22 protein-coding genes and 2 tRNA genes are annotated in these 23,138 nt (G+C 67.7%); 13 read left to right on the top strand and 11 right to left on the bottom strand.

What is annotated here, in order from left to right; genetic code table 11:
- The first annotated feature begins 157 nt into the window (after positions 1 to 157).
- The 7 genes from TVH25_RS02365 (at position 158) to TVH25_RS02335 (ending at position 5,054) form a co-directional block, all read left to right on the top strand.
- The gene (locus tag TVH25_RS02365) at positions 158 to 1,249 is read left to right on the top strand and encodes a DUF3566 domain-containing protein (RefSeq protein WP_378527198.1); all 1,092 of its coding nucleotides are present in this window, start codon (positions 158 to 160) and stop codon (positions 1,247 to 1,249) included.
- Positions 1,250 to 1,323: 74 nt separating this feature from the next.
- Positions 1,324 to 1,397: transfer RNA gene (locus TVH25_RS02360), tRNA-Ile, on the top strand.
- Positions 1,398 to 1,535: 138 nt separating this feature from the next.
- Positions 1,536 to 1,608 (top strand) — tRNA-Ala (locus TVH25_RS02355).
- A gap of 137 nt (positions 1,609 to 1,745) precedes the next feature.
- Complete coding sequence (locus TVH25_RS02350) at positions 1,746 to 2,249, top strand: hypothetical protein (RefSeq protein ID WP_169652304.1); 504 nt, start codon at positions 1,746 to 1,748, stop codon at positions 2,247 to 2,249.
- Between the two features lie 78 nt (positions 2,250 to 2,327).
- Positions 2,328 to 2,846: a copper chaperone PCu(A)C gene (locus tag TVH25_RS02345; RefSeq protein WP_422423271.1), complete on the top strand. Its 519-nt coding sequence runs from the start codon at positions 2,328 to 2,330 to the stop codon at positions 2,844 to 2,846.
- Positions 2,839 to 4,011: a Dyp-type peroxidase gene (locus TVH25_RS02340; RefSeq protein WP_422423270.1), complete on the top strand. Its 1,173-nt coding sequence runs from the start codon at positions 2,839 to 2,841 to the stop codon at positions 4,009 to 4,011. The genes TVH25_RS02345 and TVH25_RS02340 overlap by 8 nt, the downstream gene beginning before the upstream one ends.
- A 26-nt stretch (positions 4,012 to 4,037) precedes the next feature.
- Positions 4,038 to 5,054, top strand: coding sequence for a R2-like ligand-binding oxidase (locus TVH25_RS02335; protein WP_422423269.1), 1,017 nt, complete (start codon positions 4,038 to 4,040; stop codon positions 5,052 to 5,054).
- 31 nt (positions 5,055 to 5,085) lie between these two features.
- Here TVH25_RS02335 and TVH25_RS02330 read toward each other — a convergent pair whose 3' ends face one another.
- Positions 5,086 to 6,186 carry a hypothetical protein gene (locus tag TVH25_RS02330; protein ID WP_422423268.1) on the bottom strand — a complete coding sequence of 367 codons (1,101 nt, stop codon included), beginning with the start codon at positions 6,184 to 6,186 and terminating at the stop codon, positions 5,086 to 5,088.
- A 302-nt stretch (positions 6,187 to 6,488) separates the two neighbouring features.
- On the opposite strand from TVH25_RS02330, the gene TVH25_RS02325 reads away from it, so the two are divergent.
- A complete protein-coding gene (locus TVH25_RS02325) occupies positions 6,489 to 7,784 on the top strand; it encodes a lipase family protein (RefSeq protein WP_296551342.1) in 1,296 nt (431 codons plus the stop codon).
- A 127-nt stretch (positions 7,785 to 7,911) separates the two neighbouring features.
- Here the strand turns inward: TVH25_RS02325 and TVH25_RS02320 are convergent, their stop codons facing one another.
- On the bottom strand, positions 7,912 to 9,849 hold the full coding sequence (locus TVH25_RS02320) for an acyl-CoA dehydrogenase family protein (RefSeq protein WP_169620884.1): 1,938 nt from the start codon (positions 9,847 to 9,849) through the stop codon (positions 7,912 to 7,914).
- Between the two features lie 244 nt (positions 9,850 to 10,093).
- On the opposite strand from TVH25_RS02320, the gene TVH25_RS02315 reads away from it, so the two are divergent.
- The gene (locus TVH25_RS02315) at positions 10,094 to 10,288 is read left to right on the top strand and encodes a hypothetical protein (protein WP_422423267.1); all 195 of its coding nucleotides are present in this window, start codon (positions 10,094 to 10,096) and stop codon (positions 10,286 to 10,288) included.
- Positions 10,289 to 10,353: 65 nt separating this feature from the next.
- On the opposite strand, the gene TVH25_RS02310 is transcribed toward TVH25_RS02315, so the two are convergent.
- Positions 10,354 to 10,776: a hypothetical protein gene (locus tag TVH25_RS02310; protein ID WP_378527206.1), complete on the bottom strand. Its 423-nt coding sequence runs from the start codon at positions 10,774 to 10,776 to the stop codon at positions 10,354 to 10,356.
- Positions 10,777 to 10,880: 104 nt separating this feature from the next.
- Here TVH25_RS02310 and TVH25_RS02305 point away from each other — a divergent pair, with 104 nt between their 5' ends.
- Both TVH25_RS02305 and TVH25_RS02300 read left to right on the top strand, forming a co-directional pair.
- A complete protein-coding gene (locus TVH25_RS02305) occupies positions 10,881 to 11,408 on the top strand; it encodes a peptidylprolyl isomerase (RefSeq protein WP_169620881.1) in 528 nt (175 codons plus the stop codon).
- Positions 11,409 to 11,418: 10 nt separating this feature from the next.
- On the top strand, positions 11,419 to 12,345 hold the full coding sequence (locus TVH25_RS02300) for a rhomboid family intramembrane serine protease (protein ID WP_169620880.1): 927 nt from the start codon (positions 11,419 to 11,421) through the stop codon (positions 12,343 to 12,345).
- Here the strand turns inward: TVH25_RS02300 and TVH25_RS02295 are convergent.
- Both TVH25_RS02295 and crgA read right to left on the bottom strand, forming a co-directional pair.
- Entirely contained in the window at positions 12,330 to 12,785 is a 456-nt protein-coding gene (locus tag TVH25_RS02295; RefSeq protein WP_169620879.1) for a PH domain-containing protein, read from the bottom strand. The two genes, TVH25_RS02300 and TVH25_RS02295, sit on opposite strands and share 16 nt — an antisense overlap.
- Positions 12,786 to 12,871: 86 nt before the next feature.
- On the bottom strand, positions 12,872 to 13,138 hold the full coding sequence (gene crgA, locus TVH25_RS02290) for a cell division protein CrgA (RefSeq protein ID WP_169620878.1): 267 nt from the start codon (positions 13,136 to 13,138) through the stop codon (positions 12,872 to 12,874).
- Between the two features lie 123 nt (positions 13,139 to 13,261).
- Between crgA and TVH25_RS02285 the strand changes: the two genes are divergently transcribed.
- Positions 13,262 to 13,987 (top strand): DUF881 domain-containing protein, encoded by a 726-nt coding sequence (locus TVH25_RS02285; protein WP_169620877.1) that lies wholly within the window; start codon positions 13,262 to 13,264, stop codon positions 13,985 to 13,987.
- Positions 13,988 to 14,007: 20 nt separating this feature from the next.
- Positions 14,008 to 14,670 carry an aminodeoxychorismate/anthranilate synthase component II gene (locus TVH25_RS02280; RefSeq protein ID WP_169620876.1) on the top strand — a complete coding sequence of 221 codons (663 nt, stop codon included), beginning with the start codon at positions 14,008 to 14,010 and terminating at the stop codon, positions 14,668 to 14,670.
- A 66-nt stretch (positions 14,671 to 14,736) separates the two neighbouring features.
- Here the strand turns inward: TVH25_RS02280 and pknB are convergent, their stop codons facing one another.
- Genes pknB through TVH25_RS02250 form a run of 6 tightly spaced genes read right to left on the bottom strand, consistent with a single transcriptional unit; the run spans position 14,737 to position 23,079 of the window.
- Positions 14,737 to 16,650, bottom strand: coding sequence for a Stk1 family PASTA domain-containing Ser/Thr kinase (gene pknB, locus TVH25_RS02275; protein WP_169620875.1), 1,914 nt, complete (start codon positions 16,648 to 16,650; stop codon positions 14,737 to 14,739).
- On the bottom strand, positions 16,647 to 18,203 hold the full coding sequence (locus tag TVH25_RS02270) for a serine/threonine-protein kinase (protein WP_169620874.1): 1,557 nt from the start codon (positions 18,201 to 18,203) through the stop codon (positions 16,647 to 16,649). The genes pknB and TVH25_RS02270 overlap by 4 nt, the downstream gene beginning before the upstream one ends.
- A 1-nt stretch (position 18,204) precedes the next feature.
- The gene (locus TVH25_RS02265) at positions 18,205 to 19,686 is read right to left on the bottom strand and encodes a peptidoglycan D,D-transpeptidase FtsI family protein (RefSeq protein WP_296551347.1); all 1,482 of its coding nucleotides are present in this window, start codon (positions 19,684 to 19,686) and stop codon (positions 18,205 to 18,207) included.
- Positions 19,683 to 21,128: an FtsW/RodA/SpoVE family cell cycle protein gene (locus tag TVH25_RS02260; RefSeq protein ID WP_169652295.1), complete on the bottom strand. Its 1,446-nt coding sequence runs from the start codon at positions 21,126 to 21,128 to the stop codon at positions 19,683 to 19,685. Before TVH25_RS02260 ends, TVH25_RS02265 begins: the two co-directional genes overlap by 4 nt.
- Positions 21,128 to 22,621 carry a protein phosphatase 2C domain-containing protein gene (locus TVH25_RS02255; RefSeq protein ID WP_169652294.1) on the bottom strand — a complete coding sequence of 498 codons (1,494 nt, stop codon included), beginning with the start codon at positions 22,619 to 22,621 and terminating at the stop codon, positions 21,128 to 21,130. Before TVH25_RS02255 ends, TVH25_RS02260 begins: the two co-directional genes overlap by 1 nt.
- Complete coding sequence (locus TVH25_RS02250; protein WP_169620870.1) at positions 22,618 to 23,079, bottom strand: FHA domain-containing protein FhaB/FipA; 462 nt, start codon at positions 23,077 to 23,079, stop codon at positions 22,618 to 22,620. The genes TVH25_RS02255 and TVH25_RS02250 overlap by 4 nt, the downstream gene beginning before the upstream one ends.
- Positions 23,080 to 23,138 lie beyond the last annotated feature (59 nt).

Below are 23,138 nucleotides of genomic sequence, written 5' to 3'. Positions count from 1 at the left end.
CGGATCTCCGCAGAGCGGTGGCCCGGTTGGGCAATCCGCTCCGTCGAAGCCGGCGGAGGTTTCCGGGAAGGCCCCTGAGAAGGCCCGCGAGACGCCGAAGTCCGAAGGTAAGGGTCCGGCGGCCGGTACGGCGAAGCCCGCACAGCGCGAGGAGTCCGTGCGCAGCGAGTCGCAGGTACGCAGCGAGGAGCCTCGTCAGGCTGCGGCAGCGCCGCAACCGGAGGCTCCCAAGGCGAACCAGGGCGCCGGGAACCAGAGCGCGGGAAATCCGGGCACCGGGAACCAGGGCGGGGCACCGTCCGGAGCTGCGACAGCACAGTCGTCGCAGGGCGGCGATCAGTCCCGCTCGGCGAGGCCCGCCAACCAGACGGCGCGTCCGGGTGGCCAGACCCCGCCGTGGCAGCGCGGCCAGCAAGGGACCGCGCAGGGCGGTTCTTCGCCGCAGAAGACGCCGCAGACCAACCTGCCCGGAGTCGGCCCCGGTCTCGGCAAGTCCGGGCCGGCGGCAGGCGGCGGATCCTCCGCTTCGCGGCCGTCGACGGGTGGCCAGCCTCCCGCCGGCAAGCCTGCCGCAGCTCAGAATCCGGCACCGTCGACCCGTCCGGTCGTGACGGGTACGGCAGCGGCCGCGATGAACTCCGGTAACTCCGGGTCCTCGGCGTCGGCTACGCGCACCACCAACGAACGCGCGAGCAACGACCGTGCTGCGGCGAAGGCGAAAGCCGCGGTCATCGACGGGCCCACGCGGCATATCGAGCGCAAGGATCTTGCGAAGGATCTGCCCGATCTCTCCGCCGTCAAGCATCCGACGCCTGTCGCGCCGGCAACGGGGGAGACCCCGAAGGTGGGTCCGACGGCGATTGCCCCGGCCCCCGCGGGTGTCGACACCGGTGATGCACTACGCGCCACGGTGCAGGTGCGACGGATCGACCCGTGGTCGATGCTGAAGATCTCGTCCGTGATTTCCGTCTCGCTGTTTTTCGTGTGGATGATCGCGGTCGGTCTGCTCTACGCCGTGCTCGCAGGGATGGGCGTGTGGGACAGGCTCAACAGCGCGTTCACCGACATCGTGAGCGATGCGGGCAGTGAGGGACTCGTCACGGTAGGCCAGGTGTTCGGCTACGCGACCGTGATCGGCCTGGCCAACATGGTTCTCATGACCGCTCTCGCGACCCTCGGAGCGTTCATCTACAACCTGTGCACCGACCTCGTCGGTGGCGTTCAGGTAACGCTCGCAGACCCGGACTGACCTGCAGGAATGCTGCCCCGTCGAGGCGATTTGAATCATCCGGCGTCGGTGGGGTAGTGTTCCATCCGGTTCGAGGGCCTATAGCTCAGGCGGTTAGAGCGCTTCGCTGATAACGAAGAGGTCGGAGGTTCAAGTCCTCCTAGGCCCACTCCCCGTGCCCGAAAGGCAGCCAGAAATGAAGTTCCTGATCGCTGTGGGAGCTGGTTTTCTGGCGGTCGTCGGACTTGCTCGCATGCTGCGTAGTGAGGACGAGTGGCACGAGGTACCCAGTCGCTAGTCGGCGTACGGGGCCTTAGCTCAGTTGGTAGAGCGCTGCCTTTGCAAGGCAGATGTCAGGAGTTCGAATCTCCTAGGCTCCACAGCAACACGAAACCCACCTCCGTTCAGGGGGTGGGTTTCGTCGTACTTGCGTGTTGCGTGCGTTTCACGTGAAACCCGGCGCGACAGTGCTGCATCACATACGACGCTCTGTAGTACTAGACGTATCATCGGGGGCATGGCCGCCGACCCTCAGCTTCTCGCGCGCATGCGCGGTGGCTTCGTGGGTGGCACCTGTGGGGTGGTCGCGATCGTCGCGCACGCCGTTGCGGAGGGCGCATATCCGGGCACTACCGCCCTCACGGTTCTTCTTTCCGTCGCCGTGATCGCGGGCGCTGTCGCGGCGGGTACCCGGCTGGCGGTCGTACCGCTACTCCTCGCCGGGCAGGTCTTCGGTCATATCGCACTGTCGCTGGGCAGCGGCCACTTTCATCTCCCCGGTCCGGGCATGCTTGCTGCTCACCTGGCAGCGGTCCTCGTTGCGTCCGCCCTGATACGCGGTGCAGAACGGGGTAGCGCTCTCGCACTGAACGCGGTGCGCCGCATCGCCGCGATCCGCGTTCCCTTCTCCTCTCTGCCCGTTCCGGCCGCACTCCCCGTGGGTTACCGCCCCGCGGTGCGCCGGATGCAGGTCTTCCCCACGGGAGTCTCGACCCGTGGACCACCGCTCGTCACGGTCTGACCTCCTTTTTCCTCCTCGACCACCGTTCCTACGGCGGTCGGCGCCCTCGCGCGTCAACCTACTTTCCTGGAGTTACCGATGACGAAAAAAACTGTTCGTACCGTGGCCGTTGCGGGAGTTGCCGCTGCTCTGGCCGTGCTCACCGCCTGCGGATCGACCGATGCGCCGCCCACTGCCGCCGAGGCGCTGACGGTGTCCGATGCCTGGGTCAAGGCCGCCGACGCGGGCATGACCGGCGCCTTTGCCGAGTTGTCCAACACGGCCGATACGGACCTGCATGTGGTCGCAGTATCGAGCCCGAGCGCGAGCCGTACCGAATTGCACGAGATGGCCCCGGACGGGGGAAGCGCGATGGTGATGCGCGAAATGGCCGACGGCCTCGTGATCGGAGCCGGAAGCACCCACAGCCTCGCTCCCGGCGGCGACCACCTGATGCTCATGGACATCGTCGAACCGATCAGGCCCGGCAGTGACGTCACCTTCTCCCTGGAATTCGAGGACGGATCCGTGAAGGACTTCACCGCGCAGGTCCGCGACTTCGCAGGGGCACAGGAGGAGTACGAGCCGGCGACAACCGGGGCGGGTCACGGTGGCTGAGCTCAGCCGCCGTCATCTACTCGGTGGCGGTCTGGCAGCCGTAGGGGCTGCGGGTCTCGCGGCGGTCGGTGGTGGCGCGGCCGTGGCATCCCGGACGCCCGAGCGGATGGGTGCGGCCACAATCGACCCCCACGGCCGTCACCAAGCCGGGATCGATACACCGCCGCAGGCGTTCGCCTCGTTCGCCGCACTCGATCTCGCGAGCGGTGTCGACCGTGCGGGCCTGGCCGGAATCATGAAGGTGTGGGCGGAGGACATACGGCGCCTCGCTGCCGGACGGCCCGCGCTGGGGGACACCGAACCGGAACTCGCGGTGGATCCGGCTCGGCTCACGATCACCGTGGGATTCGGACCGGCGGTGTTCGACGCCGCGGGACTGGCCGACCGGCGTCCGGCGTGGTTACGTCCCCTTCCCGAGTTCGCGGTGGATCGCCTCGAAGACCGGTGGTCGGGTGGCGACCTGGTGCTGCAGGTGTGTGCCGACGATCCCGTGGTGGTTTCCCACGCCACGCGCACCTTGACCAAGAACGTGCGATCGCTGACCACCGTGCGCTGGGTACAGCGGGGATTCCGGCATGCCGTGGGCACCAGGCCCGACGGGATGACGATGAGGAATCTGATGGGCCAGGTAGACGGCACCGTCAATCCGGCGCCCGGCAGCCCGGACTTCGGGCGGCAGGTGTGGAACCCCGGTGAACCGGAATGGCTGCGCGACGGAACGTCGCTCGTGTTTCGCCGGATCCGGATGGAACTCGACACGTGGGACGAACTCGACCGGCCCGCACGAGAGCTCGCGGTGGGCCGGACCCTGTCGAACGGTGCACCTCTCACCGGCACCGAGGAGCATGACGACGCCGATTTCGAGGCTACTGACCGGTACGGGATTCCGGTGATCCCACCGGAGTCACACGTGGCGAGGGCGCGGCCACGGACCGCCGACGAGCAATTCCTGCGTCGGGGATACAACTACGACGACGACGGTGCAGGGCTGTTGTTCGCGGCGTACCAGGTCGACGTGGACCGTCAGTTCGTCCCCGTACAGCAGCGCCTCGCCGAGCACGATGCGCTCAATCCGTGGATCACCCCCGTCGGATCAGCGGTGTTCGTCGTTCCACCCGGCTTCGGTCCGGAGGGCTATCCGGGAGACACGCTCCTGGCCGGGTGAACTCGCGCCGGACGTGCCGGTGACGAATGCTTCCGGGACGCCCGGGGTGGGGTTACCCTCGGGGTGTGACCGGAAGCACACAGACACGTCTCGGGTTCGCGTCGCTGCGGGGAGGCGGCCTCAACTGGGACGCCTTCCCGCTCCGACTCTTCGCGAAGGGCAACGCGAAATTCTGGGATCCCGCGGATCTCGATTTTTCGCGCGACGCCGCCGACTGGCAGGCGCTCACCTCCGAGCAGCGCCGCAGTTCCACGTTCCTCGTCGCGCAGTTCGCCGCGGGAGAAGAAGCCGTCACCCAGGACATCCAGCCGTTCGTGCGCGCGATGGAGGCCGAGGGGCGGATCGGCGACGAGATGTATCTGACGCAGTTCTGTTTCGAGGAGGCCAAGCATCTTCAGGTGTTCCGGCTGTGGATGGACTCGGTGGGGCTCACCTCCGACCTCCACCCCTATGTGGCCGACAATCCGTTCTACCGGCAGCTCTTCTACGACGAATTGCCGAACTCGCTGCGACTGCTCGAGTCCGATCCGTCGCCGGCCAACCAGGTACGCGCGAGCGTCACCTACAACCATGTGATCGAGGGGAGCCTCGCGCTCACCGGTTACTACGCGTGGCAGAAGGTCTGCACGACGCGCGGCATCCTTCCCGGAATGCAGGAACTGGTCCGGCGTATCGGTGACGACGAGCGCCGGCACATGGCGTGGGGCACCTTCACCTGCCGGCGGCACGTCGCGGCAGACGACTCGAATTGGGCTGTGGTGCAACAGCGTATGAACGAGTTGCTTCCGATGGCACTCGGCATGATCGGGTGGGTCAACGATCAGTTCGACGAGCAGCCGTACGGGCTGGATCCCGACGAATTCGTCTCCTACGCCGCCGACCGGGCCGAGCGGCGTCTGGGCGCCATCGAATCTGCTCGCGGTCGCCCGGTGGAGGAGATCGATCTCGATTACTCACCGGAATCGCTCGAGGAGAAGTTCGGTGCGGAGGACGCGGCCGAACTGGCGTCGATCGCCGACGGGGGAGACGGAAGTCCTCGCTAGATCCCGACCGTGATCGGGATTCCGCGCGGGTTCAGATCAGGATTGCGACGGCGACGACGACGACCAGCACCGCCAGCAGCACGACAGCGGCTATCCGCACGGTGTCGGCCTGGCTTCGCACCGGCTGGGGAGGTTGGCGGGTTGCGGTGTCCGGTTCTACCGTCACCGCGACCGCAGCGGCGGAGTTCTCCGTCTCGTACAGATCCTCGATGGCTTTCAGACGTGCGAGGCCACCGGTGAGCACGTCCGTTTCATCGTAGGAGGGCGGCAGACCGATCCGGGTCTTCTTCGTCTCGCGCGCCGGAGTGAAACCAGCGGCGAGAATCGCCGCGCCGAGCGCCGCGGTCTGCTCGGGCCCCGGTCCGACGAGACTACGCACCATCAGCTTGGTCGCGAGGCTGTTGGCGATCTCCTGGATATGCGAGCGATCACGCGCGACGAGTCCGTCACCCATGACGACCACGGCGTCGAGATTGTCCGACAACCATCCGAACGAACCGAGTGCCGACGCGAGTTGGGCTGCGGGTGACGGTGCGTTCTTGACGGGAACCCGGAATGCCTTGCCGACGGGGACACCCGAGCGCACCAGCGTCACAGTCGAACCCACGTCGTCGACGTGATAGACCCCGACGAGCTGACCGGGCGTTTCCGAGATCTCGGAGGCATACCAGGTGGCCGCAGCCTGCGCGTCCGACACCAGATCGACGTGCCGGAGATCGGCGAAGTCGAGCGCGGATCGGAGGGTTGCGACGGTCGCGGGGTCCCAGTGGGAGGGGTAGGTGGCGGTGTATCCGGGGTCGCTGTCCCTGTCCATACCGCCGAACGTCGGCAGGGGATGGCACTCGGTGAGCAGGCAGTGGATGGCCGTCGCCATGGCGTCCTCCGCGCGGTAGACGCGCCCGTCGCTCGCCGAGAGTCCTGCGGGGTCACCTACGCGGGAGAGGAAACCGCTGAGCGTCCGGACCTCGTCGTCGGCCCGCGCGGAGCCACCGAGAAAGGTCGAGTCGTCCCGGCCGATATGGAGAACGGTGTCGCGGGCGATGACCACCGGGTCGGGAGTGCCGGGTTCGTTGGACGCGACCACCGCTGTGGACACGACCCTTCCGATTCGGAGCCCCACCCCGATTGCCATGACTCTCCCCTCGTCTGTCGATCCGGGTCCATCTTGCTACCGGCACCACTCCGTGTGGTTGTGCCGCGCCGCGACCCCGATCGTCATGATCAGGACATACCACATACCGGTCGTCGCGCAACTGTCATCCCTTCCTGCGGGCCGAACCGAGCGCGCGCCAGGGTTCCGCGACCGAGGTTTCCGGGGCCGTCTCACCTCATGTCCTGTGTAGGAACACCGCCTTACCGGTCGGTAATGTACGTGTTACAGTCCGTACCATGTGACCGAAGGCACGCCTAGGTCCGGGATGTGGTGGAGGAAATATGGGAACGAGCAGGACCCGGAAGTGGGCGGCAGCGGCGTTGACATCCGCAGCGCTCGTGGGGGGACTTCTGGCGGCGCCGGCGACGGCACACGCCGAGGGCGACTTCTACACGCCGCCCGCGCTGGAGCAGGGGGGAAGCCCGGGAGACATCCTCCGGAGCGAACCGTCCGATCTTGCCATCCGGGTTCCGACCGGGGACGGTGTGTTCCCCGCGCAGGGGACGCGGTTGCTGTACCGCTCGAACAACGCGAAGGGCGCACCCAACGCGGTGAGCGGCACGTACCTCGAGCCGTCGACCGTGTGGAACGGTGAGGGACCTCGCCCCCTCGTCGCAGTGGCGGTCGGCACGCACGGACAGGGCGACCAGTGCGCTCCGTCGCGCAATCTCGGTGCGCTGGTGCAGTACAACCCGCCGCTCGATCTGTTCACCGAGTACGAATTGCTGTCGATCAATGCGTTGCTGCTCCAGGGCATCGCGGTGGTGGTGACCGACTACGACGGACTCGGGACTCCCGGGCACCACACGTACGTGAACCGGGCCGCCGAGGCGTACGCGGTGCTGGATTCGGTCCGGGCGGCGCTGAATCTTCCCGGAACGAGCCTTACCCCCGACAGCCCCGTCGGGCTGTACGGATACTCCCAGGGTGGCGGTGCGAGCGGGGCCGCAGCCGAACTCGCTCCCACGTACGCCCCCGAACTGAATCTCAAGGGCGCCTACGTCGGTGCCCCTCCCGCCGATCTGCTGGCCACGCTGAAGCAGATCGACGGCACGCTCCTCACCGGCGCCGTGGGCTACACGATCAACGGGCTGATCGAGGCGTACCCCGAGATTCGCTCCGAGGTCGAGGCCGAGATCAACGACCGCGGCCGCGCCATGCTCGCCGCGGTGGCGAACCAGTGTGTTCCGGAAACCGTTGCCACTGTTGCGTTCCAGCGGACCGAAGACTTCACGCGCACCGGTGAACCGCTCGACGTGGTGGTCGGCCGGCTTCCCCAGGTCCAGAAAGCGATCGACGAGCAGCGCATCGGCCGCCTGACCCCGCAGATCCCGGTGCTCCTCCAGCACGGCACGCAGGACGACACGGTTCCCTACGGGCAGGGTCGCCAGCTTGCGCTGGACTGGTGCGACAACGGCGCCACCGTCCAGTTCGACGCGAACCTCACGCCGCCGATCCTGCCGGGCTTCGTGATCAACCACGCTGTACCGCTGCTCACGGGACTGCCCAACGCGGTCCAGTACCTCGACGCGCGTCTGCGTGACGCACCCGCGCCGTCCAACTGCGGCGCCTTCTGACGCGACCCCGAACGCAACGGCCCCCCCCCCCCGCCCCGGGCGGGCCCGGGGGGGGGTCCCCGCCGCCCCCCCCCCCCACCCCCCGCCCCCCCCCGCCCCCCGGGGGGGGGCCGTTGTGGTTCTGCGCCTACACGACGTTTCTGGTGTCGATGATCCGGCGAGCCACGTTCTCTTCCGTGGACGGGCCCGGTGTCCATTCCGCGATCCACGGGCCTGTTCCTTCACTCGCATCCAGGATGCCGTTCTCGAGCCAGCTGTAGCGACCGTCGAGGACACCGCGGGTGAGCTTCCGGTCGGAATCGTCGGTGTTGCTCCACAATCCGTCGAACAGCGCCTCTACCCGTAGCCGGGACTGCCGGCAGAAGGCGTCGGCGAGTTCGTATGCGGCATCGGCACCCGGATGGCCGTCGGCGCGTTGACGTTCGGCGCGCACACAACTGGCCGACATCGCGAACAGTTCGGCACCGATGTCGACGATGCGGCCGAGGAAGTTCTGACGCTTCTCGAGACCGCCCTGCCACCGGGCCATGCCGTAGAACGTCGACCTGGCGAGTTTGCGCGAGCTACGTTCGACGAACCGGAGATGTGGTGCGAGGATGCCGAATTCGGTGAAAGCTCCGGGAAGGCGGCCCTTTCCTGCCACCAGCGAGGGCAGCCACTTGGCGTAGAAGCCGCTCGCCTTCGCCGCGGCGCGCGCCTTGGTCTCGAGAGACGCCTTCGGGTCGATCAGGTCGCCGGCGGCACGGAGATGTGCGTCGACTGCCTCTCGGGCCACCAGTAGCCGCATGATCTCGCTCGAGCCCTCGAAGATGCGGTTGATGCGCAGGTCCCGGACGAGTTGTTCTGCGGGCACGGCTCTTTCACCGCGTGCGGCGAGCGACTCGGCTGTCTCGTAGCCGCGGCCCCCGCGGATCTGGATCAACTCGTCGGCGATGGCGCAGCCCATCTCGCTGGCCCACAACTTCGCGAGCGCGGCCTCGATGCGAATGTCGTTGCGCTCCTCGTCGTTCATCTGGCCGGACAGTTCGACCACGGACTCGAGTGCGTAGGAGGTCGCCGCGATGAACGAGATCTTGGCGGCCACCGCCTCGTGTTCGCCGAGTGCTTTGCCCCACTGCACCCGGGCTTCCGACCACTCGCGGGCGATCTTGAGCGCCCACTTGCCGGCTCCGGCGCACATCGCCGGGATGGCAAGCCGTCCGGCGTTGAGTGTCGTGAGGGCGATCTTGAGGCCGTCACCTTCGCGTCCGACGAGGTTCTCGGCGGGCACGCGCACCTTGTTCATGCGGGTCAGGCCGTTCTCGATGCCTCGCAGGCCCATGAAGGAATTGCGGCGTTCGACGGTGATGCCGGGCGAATCGGCTTCGACGACGAACGCGGAGATACCGCCGCGATGCCCGTCGCTCTTGGGGACCCGCGCCATGACCACGAGCAACTCGGCGACCACACCGTTGGTCGTCCACAGTTTCACGCCGTCGAGTTCGTACGCCCGGCCGTCCTCGACCGGAACCGCACTCGTGGCGAGTCGTGCGGGGTCGGAACCGACATCCGGTTCGGTCAGCAGGAACGCCGAGATCGCGCCGCGCGCGCAGCGCGGCAGGAACCGCTTCTTCTGCTCCGGGGTGCCCGCCAGTTTCAGCGGTTCGGGTACACCGATCGACTGGTGTGCCGAGAGCAACGCTCCCAGGCTGGGGTGTACGCACGCGACGAGCATGAGCGCCCGGTTATAGGCGACCTGCGACAGGCCCAGGCCGCCGTACTCCTCGGGGATCTTCATGCCGAAGCACCCGAGTTCCGCCAACCCGCGGATGTAGTCGTCGGGAATGCGTGCCTCGCGCTCGATGGTCGGGCCGCTCATGTCCCGGCACAAGTTCCGCAGCGAGGTGAGGAATTTTTCGGTGCGGGCGTCTTCGTCGGGTGTGGGACGGGGGAAGGGATGGACGAGATCGAGGGTGAACCTGCCGAGGAAGAGGTGTTTGGCGAACGACGGTTTCGTCCAGTCCGCTTCTCGTGCTTCTTCGGCGACCTCACGGGCTTGCTGTTCGGTGACGCGCGTTTCTGCCATGTCTGCCTCCAGAAGGGCTTGCCTACCGGCGAGTATTCACCCTTCTGTGTCGCACGTCACAGGATTGGACGGACCGATACCGGTGAGTAATCGCAGGACGTGCACCGCAGGTGTGAAACAGATCACCCGGGGCTGCGGTGTCTCGAGATGCCGGGTGCGCGATACAGGCCTACTCTCGAGTAGTCACCGCCGACGCGTCCGCCCGTCAACCCTCGTCGATCTTCGGATCGAACTGGAGGCGACCATGGCCCTACTTGCGTCCGTACCCGTTCTTCTCGCACTCGTCGTGCTTCTGTACTTCGTCTCGTGCCGCATCGTCGATCACGAGATACGCAGCGCCGAACGCGAATACGGTGGCATGCCGGCCGACTCGCCCGCCGTGCCGGATCCCATTGTCCCGGGGATGCCCCCTGTCCCGGGGATGCCCGCCCACCGGTGAGCCGGGCCCCGCACGAGTGCGGGTCTCCGAGCGCTCACTCGTTCGAGATGCGCTCGCCGGCAGGATCAGTCGGTGGCGGGAGTTGTGTCACCTGCCGCCGGACGTACGCGCGGGGGTTCCGGCGCGATCGGCGGGTGCGCCGGCCGCCGACTCCGGTACAACGCGAGTGCGCCGAGCACGACCGCGGCGAGCGCGCCCGTCGTGACGAGTGCCTTGCGTCCCGGGCGGGGCGCTGTGCGCCGACGAGGTGCGGCGTCGAGCGCGGCCTTGTCCCGACGTGCATCCTGCACCCGCTCGACGGCATTCTTCGTCAGTTCCAGCCCTTGGCGGGAGAGCACGAGGCCTGCCGCCGCGGATCCCTGCGCCAGGGTGACCGCGCCCTCGCCGGCGACATGCAGGGCGTCGCTCAGGCTTCCCGTCTGTGCCAGGGGATATACGAGGTCGGGGAGGGAACCGCTGCGGGTGCTGGAGTCGCTCACCTTCGTCATACGTCCCACTCTTCCATACCGCAGCACGTGTTCCCGTCTGTCGTGCGGTGCCGACAGGGGAAGGACCGCGTAGGCCCCGAAGCCAGGAATGGCACCATAGGGGAATGACGTCACCGAATCAGACAGCAACCGCCACCCTCCACACCAACCGCGGAGACATCGTGATCGCGCTCTTCGGCAACCATGCCCCGAAGACCGTGGAAAACTTCGTCGGACTCGCCACCGGCACCAAGGAATACAAGTCCGCGAACGCGAAGGGCGAGTCCAGCGGACCGTTCTACGACGGTTCGGTGTTCCACCGCGTGATCGACGGCTTCATGATCCAGGGCGGCGACCCCACCGGCACCGGTCGCGGCGGCCCGGGCTACCAGTTCGGTGACGAGTTCCACCCCGAACTGCAGTTCGACCGCGGCTACCTGCTCGCCATGGCAAACGCGGGCCCGGGCACCAACGGCTCGCAGTTCTTCATCACCGTCGGCCCGACGCCGCACCTCAACCGTCGCCACACGATCTTCGGTGAGGTCGTGGACGCCGACTCGAAGAAGGTCGTCGACGAGATCGCCACGACCAGCACCGATCGCGCCGACCGTCCGGTCGACGAGGTCGTCATCAACAGCATCACCATCTCCTGAGAGAAGTGCCATGACGAACCCCGGCTGGGGTCCTGCGGCCGAGGGTGGTGGCCGGCAGCCCCAGCCGAGGTGCGTCCGCCACCCCGATCGCCCCACTCTGCTCACCTGCACTCGATGCGGGCGTCCGTACTGTCCCGAGTGCCTGCGTCCGGCCGCGGTCGGCCAGCACTGCGTGGACTGTGTCGCCGAGGCCGCCCGGTCCACCCCGCAGGCCCGGACCATCGCGGGTGCGCCCGCACGTTCGGCGAAGACGACCCCGATCGTGACGTACACGCTCATCGCGCTGAACGTCCTGGTCTTCCTCGTCACGGCCGCACAGTCCGGCAGCGTGATGAACAACGAGCGGTCGTCACCGCTGTTTCTCGACTGGGCTCTGTGGCCGCCGGCGATCGCCGCCAACGGTGACTACATCCGGATTATCGGCAGCGGATTCCTGCACTTCGGCCTGATGCATCTCGCGATCAACATGTTCGCGCTCTGGATCATCGGCCGCGACACCGAGTTGGTTCTCGGCCGCGCCCGTTACCTGTCGGTGTACGTGATCTCGATCCTCGGCGGTTCCGCCGCGGTGATGCTCCTGCAGACGGGGGCCGTCACGGCCGGCGCGTCCGGTGCGGTCTTCGGATTGCTCGGCGCCCAAGCGGTGATCCTCATGAGGCTCCGCCGCAGTCCCGCTCCGGTGCTGGCGGTCGTCGCGCTGAATGTGGTCATCAGCATCACGATCCCGGGGATCTCCCTGTGGGGACATCTCGGCGGGCTGGTGGCAGGTGCGGCCGCCACCGCGGCACTGCTGTACGGGCCGCAATCGCTCCGTGCGGGCAACGATCGCGCGCGGGCGACTCGCACGGGATGGGTCGCACTCGGTGCGGTCGCCATCCTCGTCGTGGCGGTGGTCGTGGTCGCGGTTCTTCGCTTACGGGCTCAGCTGGGCTTGTGATCGGGTGCCAGCCCCCGCGCGCCGAGTGCTTCGTGCACCTCGCGGGGGTCGGCTCCCAGATCCCAGCGACCGAAGATCATCAGGCTCTCGGAGCCGTCGCGAGGATCAATAGTGTCGATTTCCAGCATGGGCACCCGCCTGCCCATGCGGGGATACTCCACGAGTCGCACGCGGTGCAGCGCCGCGGCCGGGTACTCGCGTCGTCCCGTCAGCCGGGTCACGGCGAGTCCCGAGGATTCGGGTAGAACCTCGAGGCGGGGACGCTGGCGCCAGGCGGAGGCAGCGAATGCGAGCACCAGTGCGGCCGCGACCCCCACGAGGACACGTCCGGCCGCATCGACCGCCGTCGCAGCCGCCACCGCGAGCGCGACGCCTCCGGCAGCAAGGGCCACGACGGCGCCGGGCGGAGTGGACCACCGTGGTGTGTTCTCGGCGCTCACGTCAGCCCTCACATCGCTTTGTACACAGGGTTATCCCCAGGTGGGGATGAATAACAAAGATGTAATCCACAGAACGAGGCGCGATTTCAGCGCCATCTCATCGTCATGACGAGCCCGGCCACCATGAACCCGAATCCGATGAGGAAGTTGTAGGCACCCAGCGAATTCATCCACGAAATCTGTTCTGCGGCCAGGTAATACACCACCAGCCACAGCAAACCGATGATCATGAGGCCGAGCATCACCGACACGTAGAGGGTGCTCGACGGCGCAGCTTTCACCTTCACCGGTGTGCGGCTCACCGTCCTGGGGGCCGCGCTGTCGTCCTTCTTACGTACCTTCGACTTGGGCATCGTGTCCTCGTTCTTGCGACTCCGCCCGTGCCGGACGAGCGGAGTAAGTTGGGCAGCTACCTGTGCTGTATACGCTAACGCTGTCCTGTTCACGCTAACGTAAGGCCGGAACGGAGGGGTGAGGTGTCCGAGTGGCGGCCGCGTCGAGTGGCCTGGGGTTCCGCGACCCTGGCCGTGTGCCTCGTGGGTGGTCTGTTGATCGGTACCACCCGCGGCGTCTCCGACGGCAACGAACTCCGCGTCGGTGACTCGCCGCGCCTGTCCGATCTGGTCCGGGCCGCACAATCCGGAACCGACGACCTCGCGACCACCCGTGACGACCTCGCCCAGCAGGTCGCGCAGGTGCAGGCCCGCGTCGCCGCGACCGACGGCGACGTCGCGTCCGTGCTCGACGAACTTTCCGCCGTCGCGGATCCGGCGGGGCAGACGGCTCTGCGCGGACCGGGGATCACGGTGACCCTCACCGATGCGTCGCGCGACGCCGACGGTAAGTATCCGTCCGGTGCGTCGCCGGACGACCTCGTGGTGCACCAGCAGGACGTCCAGAGCGTGCTCAATGCGATGTGGGCCGGCGGCGCCGAGGCCATCTCGATGCAGGACCAGCGGATCGTCGCGACGTCGGCGCCGCGCTGTATCGGCAACACTCTGCTGCTCCACGGCCGCACGTATTCCCCGCCCTACGTCATCACCGCCCTCGGCGACCGCTCGCGTCTCGAGGCTGCCCTCGGGGCCGAACCGGGTATCCGGCTGTACAAGCAGTACGCGACCCGCTACGGGCTGGGCTACACGCAGACCGCGGGTGACGACAAGTCCGTTCCCGCCTATACCGGGGGCGCGCCCGCCCGCTGACCTGTGGGTACTCTCGTGGCATGCGCATCCTGGTCGTCGACAACTACGACAGCTTCGTCTTCAATCTGGTCCAGTATCTCGGGCAGCTCGGCACGACGGCCGACGTGTGGCGCAACGACGACGACCGGCTCACCGCGCCCGGCGCCCTGGCCCGTGTCGCCCAGGACTTCGACGGTGTGCTGCTGAGCCCGGGACCGGGCACCCCCGAGCGTGCGGGCGTGAGCATCGACCTCGTCAAGGCGTGCGCCGACACGAGCACTCCGCTGCTCGGCGTATGTCTGGGACACCAGTCGATCGGGGTCGCCTTCGGCGCGACGGTCGACCGGGCCCCTGAACTGCTGCACGGCAAGACCAGCGTCGTGCGGCACAACGACACCGGTGTTCTCGCGGGCCTGCCCAGTCCCTTCACCGCCACGCGCTACCACTCGCTGACCGTCCTTCCCGAAACCATGCCAGCCGAGCTCGAGGCGACCGGTCACACCGAGAGCGGCGTCATCATGGCGTTGCGCCACTCCGAGTTGCCGATCCACGGCGTGCAGTTCCACCCCGAGTCCGTGCTCACCCAAGGTGGTCACCGGATGCTCGCGAACTGGCTCGGGATGTGCGGCGAGGCGCCGGAGGAGACTCTCGTCGCGCAGCTGGAGGCCGAAATGGCACGCGCGCTCGACGGTGGCGCTGCCTGACCCGCACGCACTACGACGAAGGTCCCGGCCATGATGTCCGGGACCATCGTCGTCAGGCGGGAGCGATCAGCGGATACCGAGAACTCCCACACCGATCGTGATCGTCTGGGTCTTGGAAATCTCCGAGCCCGGAGGTTGCGCCTGGGTGATCACGGTGCCCACCAGGTCCGGGGACAGCGTGGCTTCACGAGTCTGCACGAGATCCGACGCGGAGCCGGTCCACCCGGCGCTCCGCAGCGCCGACAGCGCCTCCGACACCGAGCGGTTGGTGACCACCGGCATCTCGACGCGGTCACCGTTGGAGACCTTGATCGTCACCGTCGACCCTTGTGCTGCGGACGCGCCGCCCGCGGGGCTCGTCGACACCACAGTGCCGTCCGGCTCGCTCGAGTCGACCTGCTCGACGACGACCTCGAAGCCGGCACCTTCGATGTTGCCGGTGGCCACGGCGGTGGCCTGACCGACCACGTTGGGCACCCGAACCTGTTCCGGTCCGCTTCCCAGCGTGATGGTGACTTCGCCGTCACGCTCGATGCTCGCGCCCGCGGCCGGGCTCTGTCCGACCACGAGATCCACATCGTCGGCGTCCGACGGCGCTCGCTGCACGTCCGAGCCGAGACGCAGACCCACGGCGGCGAGCTCCTGCGCGGCCCGCTGCTGTGACATTCCGGTGAGGCGGGGGATCTGCACCTGCTCCGGCCCGCTCGACACCTCGAGTGTCACGGTCGATCCCTCTTCGACCTGCGTACCCGAGACGGGCCGGGTGTTGATGACGTTGCCACGTGCCACCACCGGATCGTTCTTCTGCTGGATCGACACCCGGAAACCGGCGTCCTGCAGCTGGTTCTCCGCCACATCCGAGGTCAGGTTCCGGACATCGGGGACCGCCACCTGTGCGGCGGTCGAACCGGGACCGAGCGACCACAGGAACACACCCACGATGCCCACGACCACCAGCGCGACGAGACCGAGGAGCACGCGCTTGGTGACCGACCCGCCGCCTCCACCGGAATCACTGCTCCCCGCAGCACCCGCCGGGGCGGCCGGCGCCACTCGCGCGTGCCGTCCCGGATTCGTATCCGCGGAGTCGAGCAGGGTGGTGCGGTCCTCGTCGGTCATCACCATCGGAGCGCTGGGTCGCTGACCGTTGAGTACCCGGATCAGGTCGCTGCGCATCTCGGCTGCGGACTGGTAGCGGTTGGCGGGATTCTTCGCCATCGCCTTCAGGATCACCGAGTCGAGCTCGTGCGGAATCGACGGATTCACCGACGACGGCAGCGGCGGATCCTCCCGGACGTGCTGGTATGCGACCGCCACGGGAGAGTCGCCCTTGAACGGCGGTTCGCCGGTGAGGATTTCGAACAGCACGCAGCCGACGGAATACACGTCCGACCGCGCGTCGACCTGCTCGCCGCGCGCCTGCTCGGGCGACAGGTACTGGGCCGTACCGATCACGGCGGCGGTCTGCGTCATGGGGCTGGCGGCGTCCGACAACGCACGGGCGATGCCGAAGTCCATGACCTTCACGGCCCCGGCCTTGTTGATCATGACGTTCGCGGGCTTGACGTCCCGGTGCACGATCATGTTGCGGTGGCTGAAGTCCAGCGCTGCGCAGACGTCGGCGATGACCTCCATCGCGCGCTTGGGTGCCATCGGGCCGTCGCGGCGAACGATGTCGCGCAGGGTGTCGCCCTCGACGTACTCCATGACGATGTAGGGCAGCGGCCCGGCATCGGTCTCGGCCTCGCCGGTGTCGTAGACCGCGACAATCGCGGGATGATTGAGCGCCGCGGCGTTCTGTGCTTCGCGACGGAAACGCAGATAGAACGTGGGATCGCGCGCGAGATCCGCACGCAGAACCTTGATCGCCACGTCCCGGCCGAGCCGTGTGTCCCGCGCGAGGTGTACCTCGGACATGCCGCCGAAGCCGAGGATCTCACCCAGCTCGTACCGAGAGGAGAGCTTGCGCGGTGTGGTCATGACGTTCCTTGGGTGTCCGGCGGTGCGTTGTTCGTACCGTTGCTGGCTTCGGGATCTGGGTCCCCGCCGTCTGCGTCTCCGTCCGCCTCACCGTCGGTCTCGCCGGCGTCCGGCGCCGTCACCGTGGTCGTGGTGGGTGTGGTTGTCGCGTTCGTGGTTGTGGGGACGGTCGTGGTGGGAGCATCCGTCGTCGGCGGCACCGTGGTGGTCGGCGGGACGGTCGTGGTGGGTGCGTCGAAAGTCGGTGTCTCGACCGGGGCCGGGGCAGGCACGGTTTCCTGGGTGATCGTGGTGGTCCGAGGGGGCCGCGTCGTCGTGGTCGTCGAGGGACGGGTCGTCGTGATCTGGGTCGTCGGCGACGGTCCGGGTGTTCGCGTTCCCTCGTCGTCCCCGCCGAACAAGACGATCCCCAGCGTCACCAGGGCGAGCAGGATCGCCGCACCCGCGGCCCACGCCAAGGCAGTCGGGCTCGGCCCGCGTTTGCCGCCGTCACCGTCGCCGGCCGGCCCACCCGTCGTCGGCGGTCCCGAGACGGGCGGCTGTCCCGCTGTCGGGGGCAGCGCACCGGTCTGCGGCTGGGTGTAGGCGGTCGGGGAGTAGTACTGATTCGGATCGAGCGCGCGCGTGGCGGCAGTCGGCGCCGAGGTGCCCGGAACCCCGGGCGGCAGGACGCGATTCGCGCTGGTCACCGGCGGCACGTTGCCGGGCGGAGGCGCAGCCCGGCCCGAGCGCACCGCGGCCACCGCGTTCGCGAACTCGCCGCCGTTGGAATAGCGCTGGAGCGGGTCCTTCGAGATCGCAATGCTGATGAGTTCGCGCACCTCGGCCGGGAGATCGTTCGGCAGCGGAGCCGGTGTCTCCTGGACGTGCTTCATCGCGACCGTCACCACGCTGTCGCCGAGGAACGGGCGGCGACCCGACAGCACCTCGTAGCCGACGATGCCCAGCGAGTACACGTCACTCGCGGAGGTCGCCTCCTGCCCGAGAGCCTGCTCCGGGGCGATGTACTGGGCGGTTCCCATCACCATGCCGGTGCGGGTGACCGGAGACGCGTCGACGGCCTTCGCGATGCCGAAGTCCGTGATCTTCACCTGCCCCGTGGGCGTGATGAGGATGTTCCCGGGCTTGACGTCGCGGTGCACGACACCGGCATTGTGCGCGGCCTGCAGCGCACGCCCGGTCTGCTCGAGCATGTCCAGGGCGTGGGGAAGCGAAAGCCGGCCCACCCGCGAAAGCACCGCGTTGAGCGGTTCGCCGTGGACCAGTTCCATCACCAGGTAGGCGATGGACTGGCCTTCGGTGTCGGTGGTCTCGCCGTAGTCGAACACCCCGGCGATGCCCGGGTGGTTCAGCTGTGCGGTGGTGCGCGCCTCGAACCGGAAGCGCGCGAGGAAGTCCTCGTCGCCCGAGAGTTCGGCCTTGAGCACCTTGACCGCGACGCGCCGGTCGAGCCGGGTGTCGAGTCCCTCCCACACCTGTCCCATGCCGCCGGTCGCGATGAGGCGCTGGAGTCGATATCTGTCGGCGATCATGGCGCCGTTGCTCAAAGCCATGTCAGCCTCCCTGTAACCCGGCCGAGATCACGGCTCGTCCGATGGGCGCGGCCACTGAGCCGCCGGTCGCGGCGAGTGCACGGTCGCCACCGTCCTCCACGATCACCGCGATGGCGATAGTGGGTTGTTGCGCCGGCGCAAACGCGATGTACCACGTGTGCGGCGGGGTGTTGCGAGGATCGCTGCCGTGCTCCGCGGTCCCGGTCTTCGACGCGATCTTCACACCGGGGATGCCCTGGCCTCCGGCGAAGTCCTCGGCACCCACCATCAGGTCGGTGAGGGTCGCGGCGACCTCCGGCGCAATGGCCTGGCCGAGCGACTCCGGTGTGGTCTCCTCGAGCACCGCGAGATCGGGGCCCTGCAGACGCTCAACGAGATACGGCTCCATCCGGACACCACCGTTGGCGATGGTCGCGGCGATCGACGCGTTCTCGAGCGGGGTGAGCGCCACGTCGCGCTGCCCGATGCTCGTCTGGCCCAGAGCGGCCCCGTCCGGGATGGGCCCGATGGTGCTGGGCGCGACCGGCAGTGGCACTTCCATGTTTTCGTCGATTCCCAGCGCTTCGGCCTGGTCGACGAGGGCTTCCCGCCCGGTGGCGATGCCCATTTCGACGAAGGCGGTATTGCACGAGCGTGCGAACGCCTCACGCAGCGTCACCGTAGGTGCGCCACCGCACGCGGCACCACCGTAGTTCTCGAGGGTGGTCGCCGTGTCGGGCAGGGTGATGTTCGGGGCAGCGGTGAGCTGGGTGTCCGGGGTGACGCCGGACTCGAGGGCCGCGGCCGTGACGACGACCTTGAAGGTCGAACCCGGCGGATAGGTCTGCGAGATCGCGCGGTTGAGCATCGGCTTGTCGGGATCGGCGTTGAGTTCGTCCCACGCCGCCGACGTCGCAGCCCCGTCGTGTCCGGAGAGACGGTTGGGGTTGTAACTGGGCGTGCTCACCATGGTCAGGATCCGGCCCGTGCTGGGTTCGATCGCGACGACCGAACCGGTGTAGCCCCTGCTCGTCAGTTCGTCGTAGGCGACCTGCTGCATGACGGGGTCGATCGTCGTGACGACGTTGCCGCCACGGGGATTGCGTCCGGAGACCAGATCGAACAGTCGCTGACCGAACAGCAGGTTGTCGGACCCGTTGAGCAGCGCATCCTCGGAGCGCTCGAGTCCGGTGCTGCCGTACTGCATCGAGTAGAAGCCGGTGACAGGCGCGTAGGCGAGCGGGCTCATGGGCTGATTCGGCGGTGCCGGGTATTCACGCAGGTACTTGTAGCGGCTGTCGGTCGGGATCGAGACGGCCAGAGCCTGTCCCGCCGCGGCGATCTGACCGCGCTGACGGGAGTACTCGTCGATCAGCACGCGGGAGTTGCGCGGATCGGTGCGCAGGTCATCGGCCTTGATGACCTGCACATACGTGGCGTTGGCGAGAAGAGCGACGACCATGAACATCACCGCCATCGCAACCTTACGAAGCGGACCGTTCATTCGCGCCCCAACATTTCCGTCGGCGCGTCCGCGATCGGCGTGGCCTTCTTCCGCGGAACCACAGGCTCGCGGGCAGCATGGGAGATCTTCATCAGCAGTGCCAGGAGTAGATAGTTGGCGAGCAGAGACGAACCGCCGTACGACACGAACGGTGTGGTCAGGCCCGTCAGGGGGATCAACTTCGTCACGCCTCCGACCACCACGAAGAGCTGGACCGCCAGGGTGAACGACAGGCCGGCGGCGAGGAGCTTGCCGAAGCTGTCACGGATCGCCAGGGCGGTGCGAAGGCCCCGGATGACCAGAATCAGGAACAGCAGCAGGATGGCGGCGAGCCCGATGAGCCCGAGTTCCTCACCGATGGTGGCGACGATGAAGTCGGTTTTCGCGAACGGCACCTGGATCGGCCGTCCGCTTCCGAGACCGGTACCCGCGACACCGCCGGTCGCGAGACCGAACAGCGACTGGGAGATCTGGTAGCCGGTGTTGTTGTAATCGGCGAATGGGTCGAGCCACGTCTCGACGCGTACCCGGACGTGGCCGAACATCTGGTACGCGAAATAGAACCCGACCGCGAGCAGCGAGAAGCCGATCACCAGCCAGCCGACGCGTTCGGTCGCGATGTACAGCATCACGAGAACGGTGGTGAACAGCAGCAGCGACGTACCGAGGTCCTTCTCGAACACCATCACACCGATGGAGAGAACCCAGGCCGCGAGGATCGGGCCGAGATCACGAGCCCGGGGAAAGTCCATGCCGAGGAAATGCTTGCCGGCGGTGGTGAACAGATCGCGTTTCGCGACGAGCACCGACGCGAAGAAGATGATCAGCAGGATCTTGGCGAACTCACCCGGCTGAATGCTGAATCCGGGCAGCTTGATCCAGATCTTCGCGCCGTTGACCTCGGAGAACCGGGACGGCAGCAGCGCCGGAATCGCGAGCGCGACCAGTCCGATCAGGCCGAGGGTGTAGCTGTACCGCGCGAGCAGACGGTAGTCGTGCAGGAACACGAGGACCGCGATGAACAGCACGATTCCGAGCGCGGTCCACAGCACCTGCTGGGTGGCATCGGGTGACGGCGCTTCCACCCCCATGTAGCGCGCGTTCTCCTGGTCGGCGAGGTCGAGCCGGTGGATGAGCACCAGGCCCAGTCCGTTGAGCAACGCCACGATCGGCAGCAGGAACGGGTCGGCGTACTTGGCGAACCGGCGCACGGCGAGATGCGCGACGAGGAACAGCGCCGCGTACGTCACGCCGTACTTCAGGAGATCCGGGGTGATCGTCTGCTCGAGGCTCGCCTCGACGAGTATCAGCGACACCGTGGTGATGCCGATGGCACCCAGGATCAGGAGAAGTTCGGTATTACGACCTGTCGACTGAACCGGTGCCGGAGCGAAGCCACCCGGGGGACTTGGGAAGGCCCCCGCGCCATGGGTCACCGACATCAGGCGCCCACCCTGCAGTTCTGGCCGGGTATCTGGGGCGGCGCAGGAGGTGCCGCCGGTACCTCGGGCGCTGTCGTCTCGGGCGCGGGGAGCGGCTGACCGTCGACCCCGGGTGCCGGTGGTGCCGGCGCAGAAGCTTCGGCGGGAGGAACGCCGGGCGCGGCAGTGCCGTCCGTTCCGGGTGCCGGAGTCGCCGGCGGTGCCGGAGTGGGCTCGGTCGGGGGTGCTTCCTCGACGGAGCACACGGGCAGCAGATCCATCTCGGCGAGACGTTCCATCTGAGCGCTCGTGTCCTCGAGCGAGCCCGACGGCAAGCCCGCGCGAACCTGTTCACGCGCGGCAGGCCACAGATCGTCGACGAGCATGACCCGGCACTGCGCATCACCGGGTGCGGTGAGGGTCAGCGTGCCGTCGTCGGTGAGGCATCCGACGAGGGCGGCTTCCTGCAGCGAATACCCGAAGACGTTTCCGGGCAGGCCGCGCAGGACGGTCACCGCTCCGCTGTTGTCGCCCACGTAGTAGTTGTTGCGGACGAGTTGGCGGCCGACGACCAAGCCGACCGCGAGGAGCGCGACCAGCGCGAGGATGACGACGGGCCACCACAGTCGGCTGCGCTTCTTCGGGGGCGTCTCGGGCGCCTGGACGATCACACGCTTCGGAGCGGCGCGCGGCGGGCGCATCGCGGCGGCGCGTCCGGCAGCGGTGTTCGGAGGGGGAGTGTCCTCGTCGTTGTCGCCCGACGCGGCGCCGGCGACAATCGGCTTGCTCTGCCCGTAGTCGAGGTCGATCACGTCGGCGACGACCACGGTGACGTTGTCGGGGCCACCGCTGCGCAACGCCAGTTCGATGAGCCGGTCGGCGCACTCGTCGTGGGTGCCCTCGCGCATCGTGTTGGCGATCGTCTCGTCGCTCACGACATCCGACAGGCCGTCCGAGCAGATCAGGTAGCGGTCGCCGGCCCGCGCTTCGCGGACGGTCAGCGTCGGCTCGACCTCGGCGCCGGTCAGGGCGCGCATGATGAGCGAACGCTGGGGATGGGTGTGGGCCTGCTCGGCAGTGATACGACCCTCGTCCACCAGCGACTGCACGAACGTGTCGTCACGGGTGATCTGGGTGAGCTGGTCGTCGCGCAGCAGATAGGCGCGGGAGTCGCCGATGTGCGCGAGTCCGAGCTTGCTTCCGGCGAACAGGATGGCCGTGAGGGTGGTGCCCATCCCGTCGAGTTCGGGTTCCTCGTCCACCTGATCGGCGATAGAGGCGTTGCCTTCACGGACTGCGGAATCGAGCTTTCCGAGGAGGTCACCACCGGGCTCGTCGTCGTCGAGATGCGCGAGCGCGGCGATCATCAGCTGGGAGGCGACCTCACCGGCCGCATGCCCGCCCATACCGTCGGCAAGCGCGAGCAGACGTGCGCCGGCGTAGACGGAATCCTCGTTGTTCGATCGGACGAGGCCGCGGTCGCTGCGGGCGGCATAACGCAATACAAGGGTCACGGGCGGAGCTCGATCACGGTTTTACCCACTCGGACAGGCGTACCGAGAGGGACGCGGACAGCGGTGGTGACTTTCGCACGATCCAGATACGTGCCGTTGGTCGACCCGAGGTCTTCGACGTACCAGTCGGATCCCCGCGGCGACAACCGGGCGTGCCGGGTCGAGGCGTAGTCGTCGGTCAGCACCAGCGTCGAGTCGTCGGCGCGGCCGATGAGGACGGGCTGGGTGCCCAGGGTGATCCGGGTGCCTGCGAGCGCACCGTGGGTCACCACGAGATATTTGGCGGTCTTGTTGCGGCCCAGCGACGGGAGCATCGACTGCTTCGGCGAATACCGAGGCAACGGTCGAGCAGTCCCCGCATAGATGTCCGACCGCAGACTGCGCAGCACGGACCACACGAACAACCACAACAGGAGGAGGAAACCCGCCCGGGTCAGTTGCAGAATCAACCCCTGCACGGCTCATCCTCCTTCGGCTCGGTCGACCGGCATATGCCGTCCGGTGCGCTGCGGTCACT

Origin of the sequence: Rhodococcus sp. 7Tela_A2, from assembly GCF_049311045.1 — a bacterium.
Taxonomy (GTDB): domain Bacteria; phylum Actinomycetota; class Actinomycetes; order Mycobacteriales; family Mycobacteriaceae; genus Rhodococcus.
This window is presented reverse-complemented; position numbering and strand designations above follow the sequence as displayed.

Bases quoted from the DNA above. Each gene is read 5' to 3' on its own strand.
- TVH25_RS02345 (WP_422423271.1), top strand. From the start codon at position 2,328: ATGACGAAAAAAACTGTTCGTACCGTGGCCGTTGCGGGAGTTGCCGCT.
- TVH25_RS02330 (WP_422423268.1), bottom strand. From the start codon at position 6,186: ATGGCAATCGGGGTGGGGCTCCGAATCGGAAGGGTCGTGTCCACAGCG.
- crgA (WP_169620878.1), bottom strand. From the start codon at position 13,138: ATGCCCAAGTCGAAGGTACGTAAGAAGGACGACAGCGCGGCCCCCAGG.
- pknB (WP_169620875.1), bottom strand. From the start codon at position 16,650: ATGACCACACCGCGCAAGCTCTCCTCTCGGTACGAGCTGGGTGAGATC.
- TVH25_RS02335 (WP_422423269.1), top strand. From the start codon at position 4,038: ATGCTTCCGGGACGCCCGGGGTGGGGTTACCCTCGGGGTGTGACCGGA.
- TVH25_RS02265 (WP_296551347.1), bottom strand. From the start codon at position 19,686: ATGAACGGTCCGCTTCGTAAGGTTGCGATGGCGGTGATGTTCATGGTC.
- TVH25_RS02270 (WP_169620874.1), bottom strand. From the start codon at position 18,203: ATGGCTTTGAGCAACGGCGCCATGATCGCCGACAGATATCGACTCCAG.
- TVH25_RS02315 (WP_422423267.1), top strand. From the start codon at position 10,094: ATGGCCCTACTTGCGTCCGTACCCGTTCTTCTCGCACTCGTCGTGCTT.
- TVH25_RS02310 (WP_378527206.1), bottom strand. From the start codon at position 10,776: ATGACGAAGGTGAGCGACTCCAGCACCCGCAGCGGTTCCCTCCCCGAC.
- TVH25_RS02300 (WP_169620880.1), top strand. From the start codon at position 11,419: ATGACGAACCCCGGCTGGGGTCCTGCGGCCGAGGGTGGTGGCCGGCAG.
- TVH25_RS02280 (WP_169620876.1), top strand. From the start codon at position 14,008: ATGCGCATCCTGGTCGTCGACAACTACGACAGCTTCGTCTTCAATCTG.
- TVH25_RS02350 (WP_169652304.1), top strand. From the start codon at position 1,746: ATGGCCGCCGACCCTCAGCTTCTCGCGCGCATGCGCGGTGGCTTCGTG.
- TVH25_RS02260 (WP_169652295.1), bottom strand. From the start codon at position 21,128: ATGTCGGTGACCCATGGCGCGGGGGCCTTCCCAAGTCCCCCGGGTGGC.
- TVH25_RS02305 (WP_169620881.1), top strand. From the start codon at position 10,881: ATGACGTCACCGAATCAGACAGCAACCGCCACCCTCCACACCAACCGC.
- TVH25_RS02325 (WP_296551342.1), top strand. From the start codon at position 6,489: ATGGGAACGAGCAGGACCCGGAAGTGGGCGGCAGCGGCGTTGACATCC.
- TVH25_RS02320 (WP_169620884.1), bottom strand. From the start codon at position 9,849: ATGGCAGAAACGCGCGTCACCGAACAGCAAGCCCGTGAGGTCGCCGAA.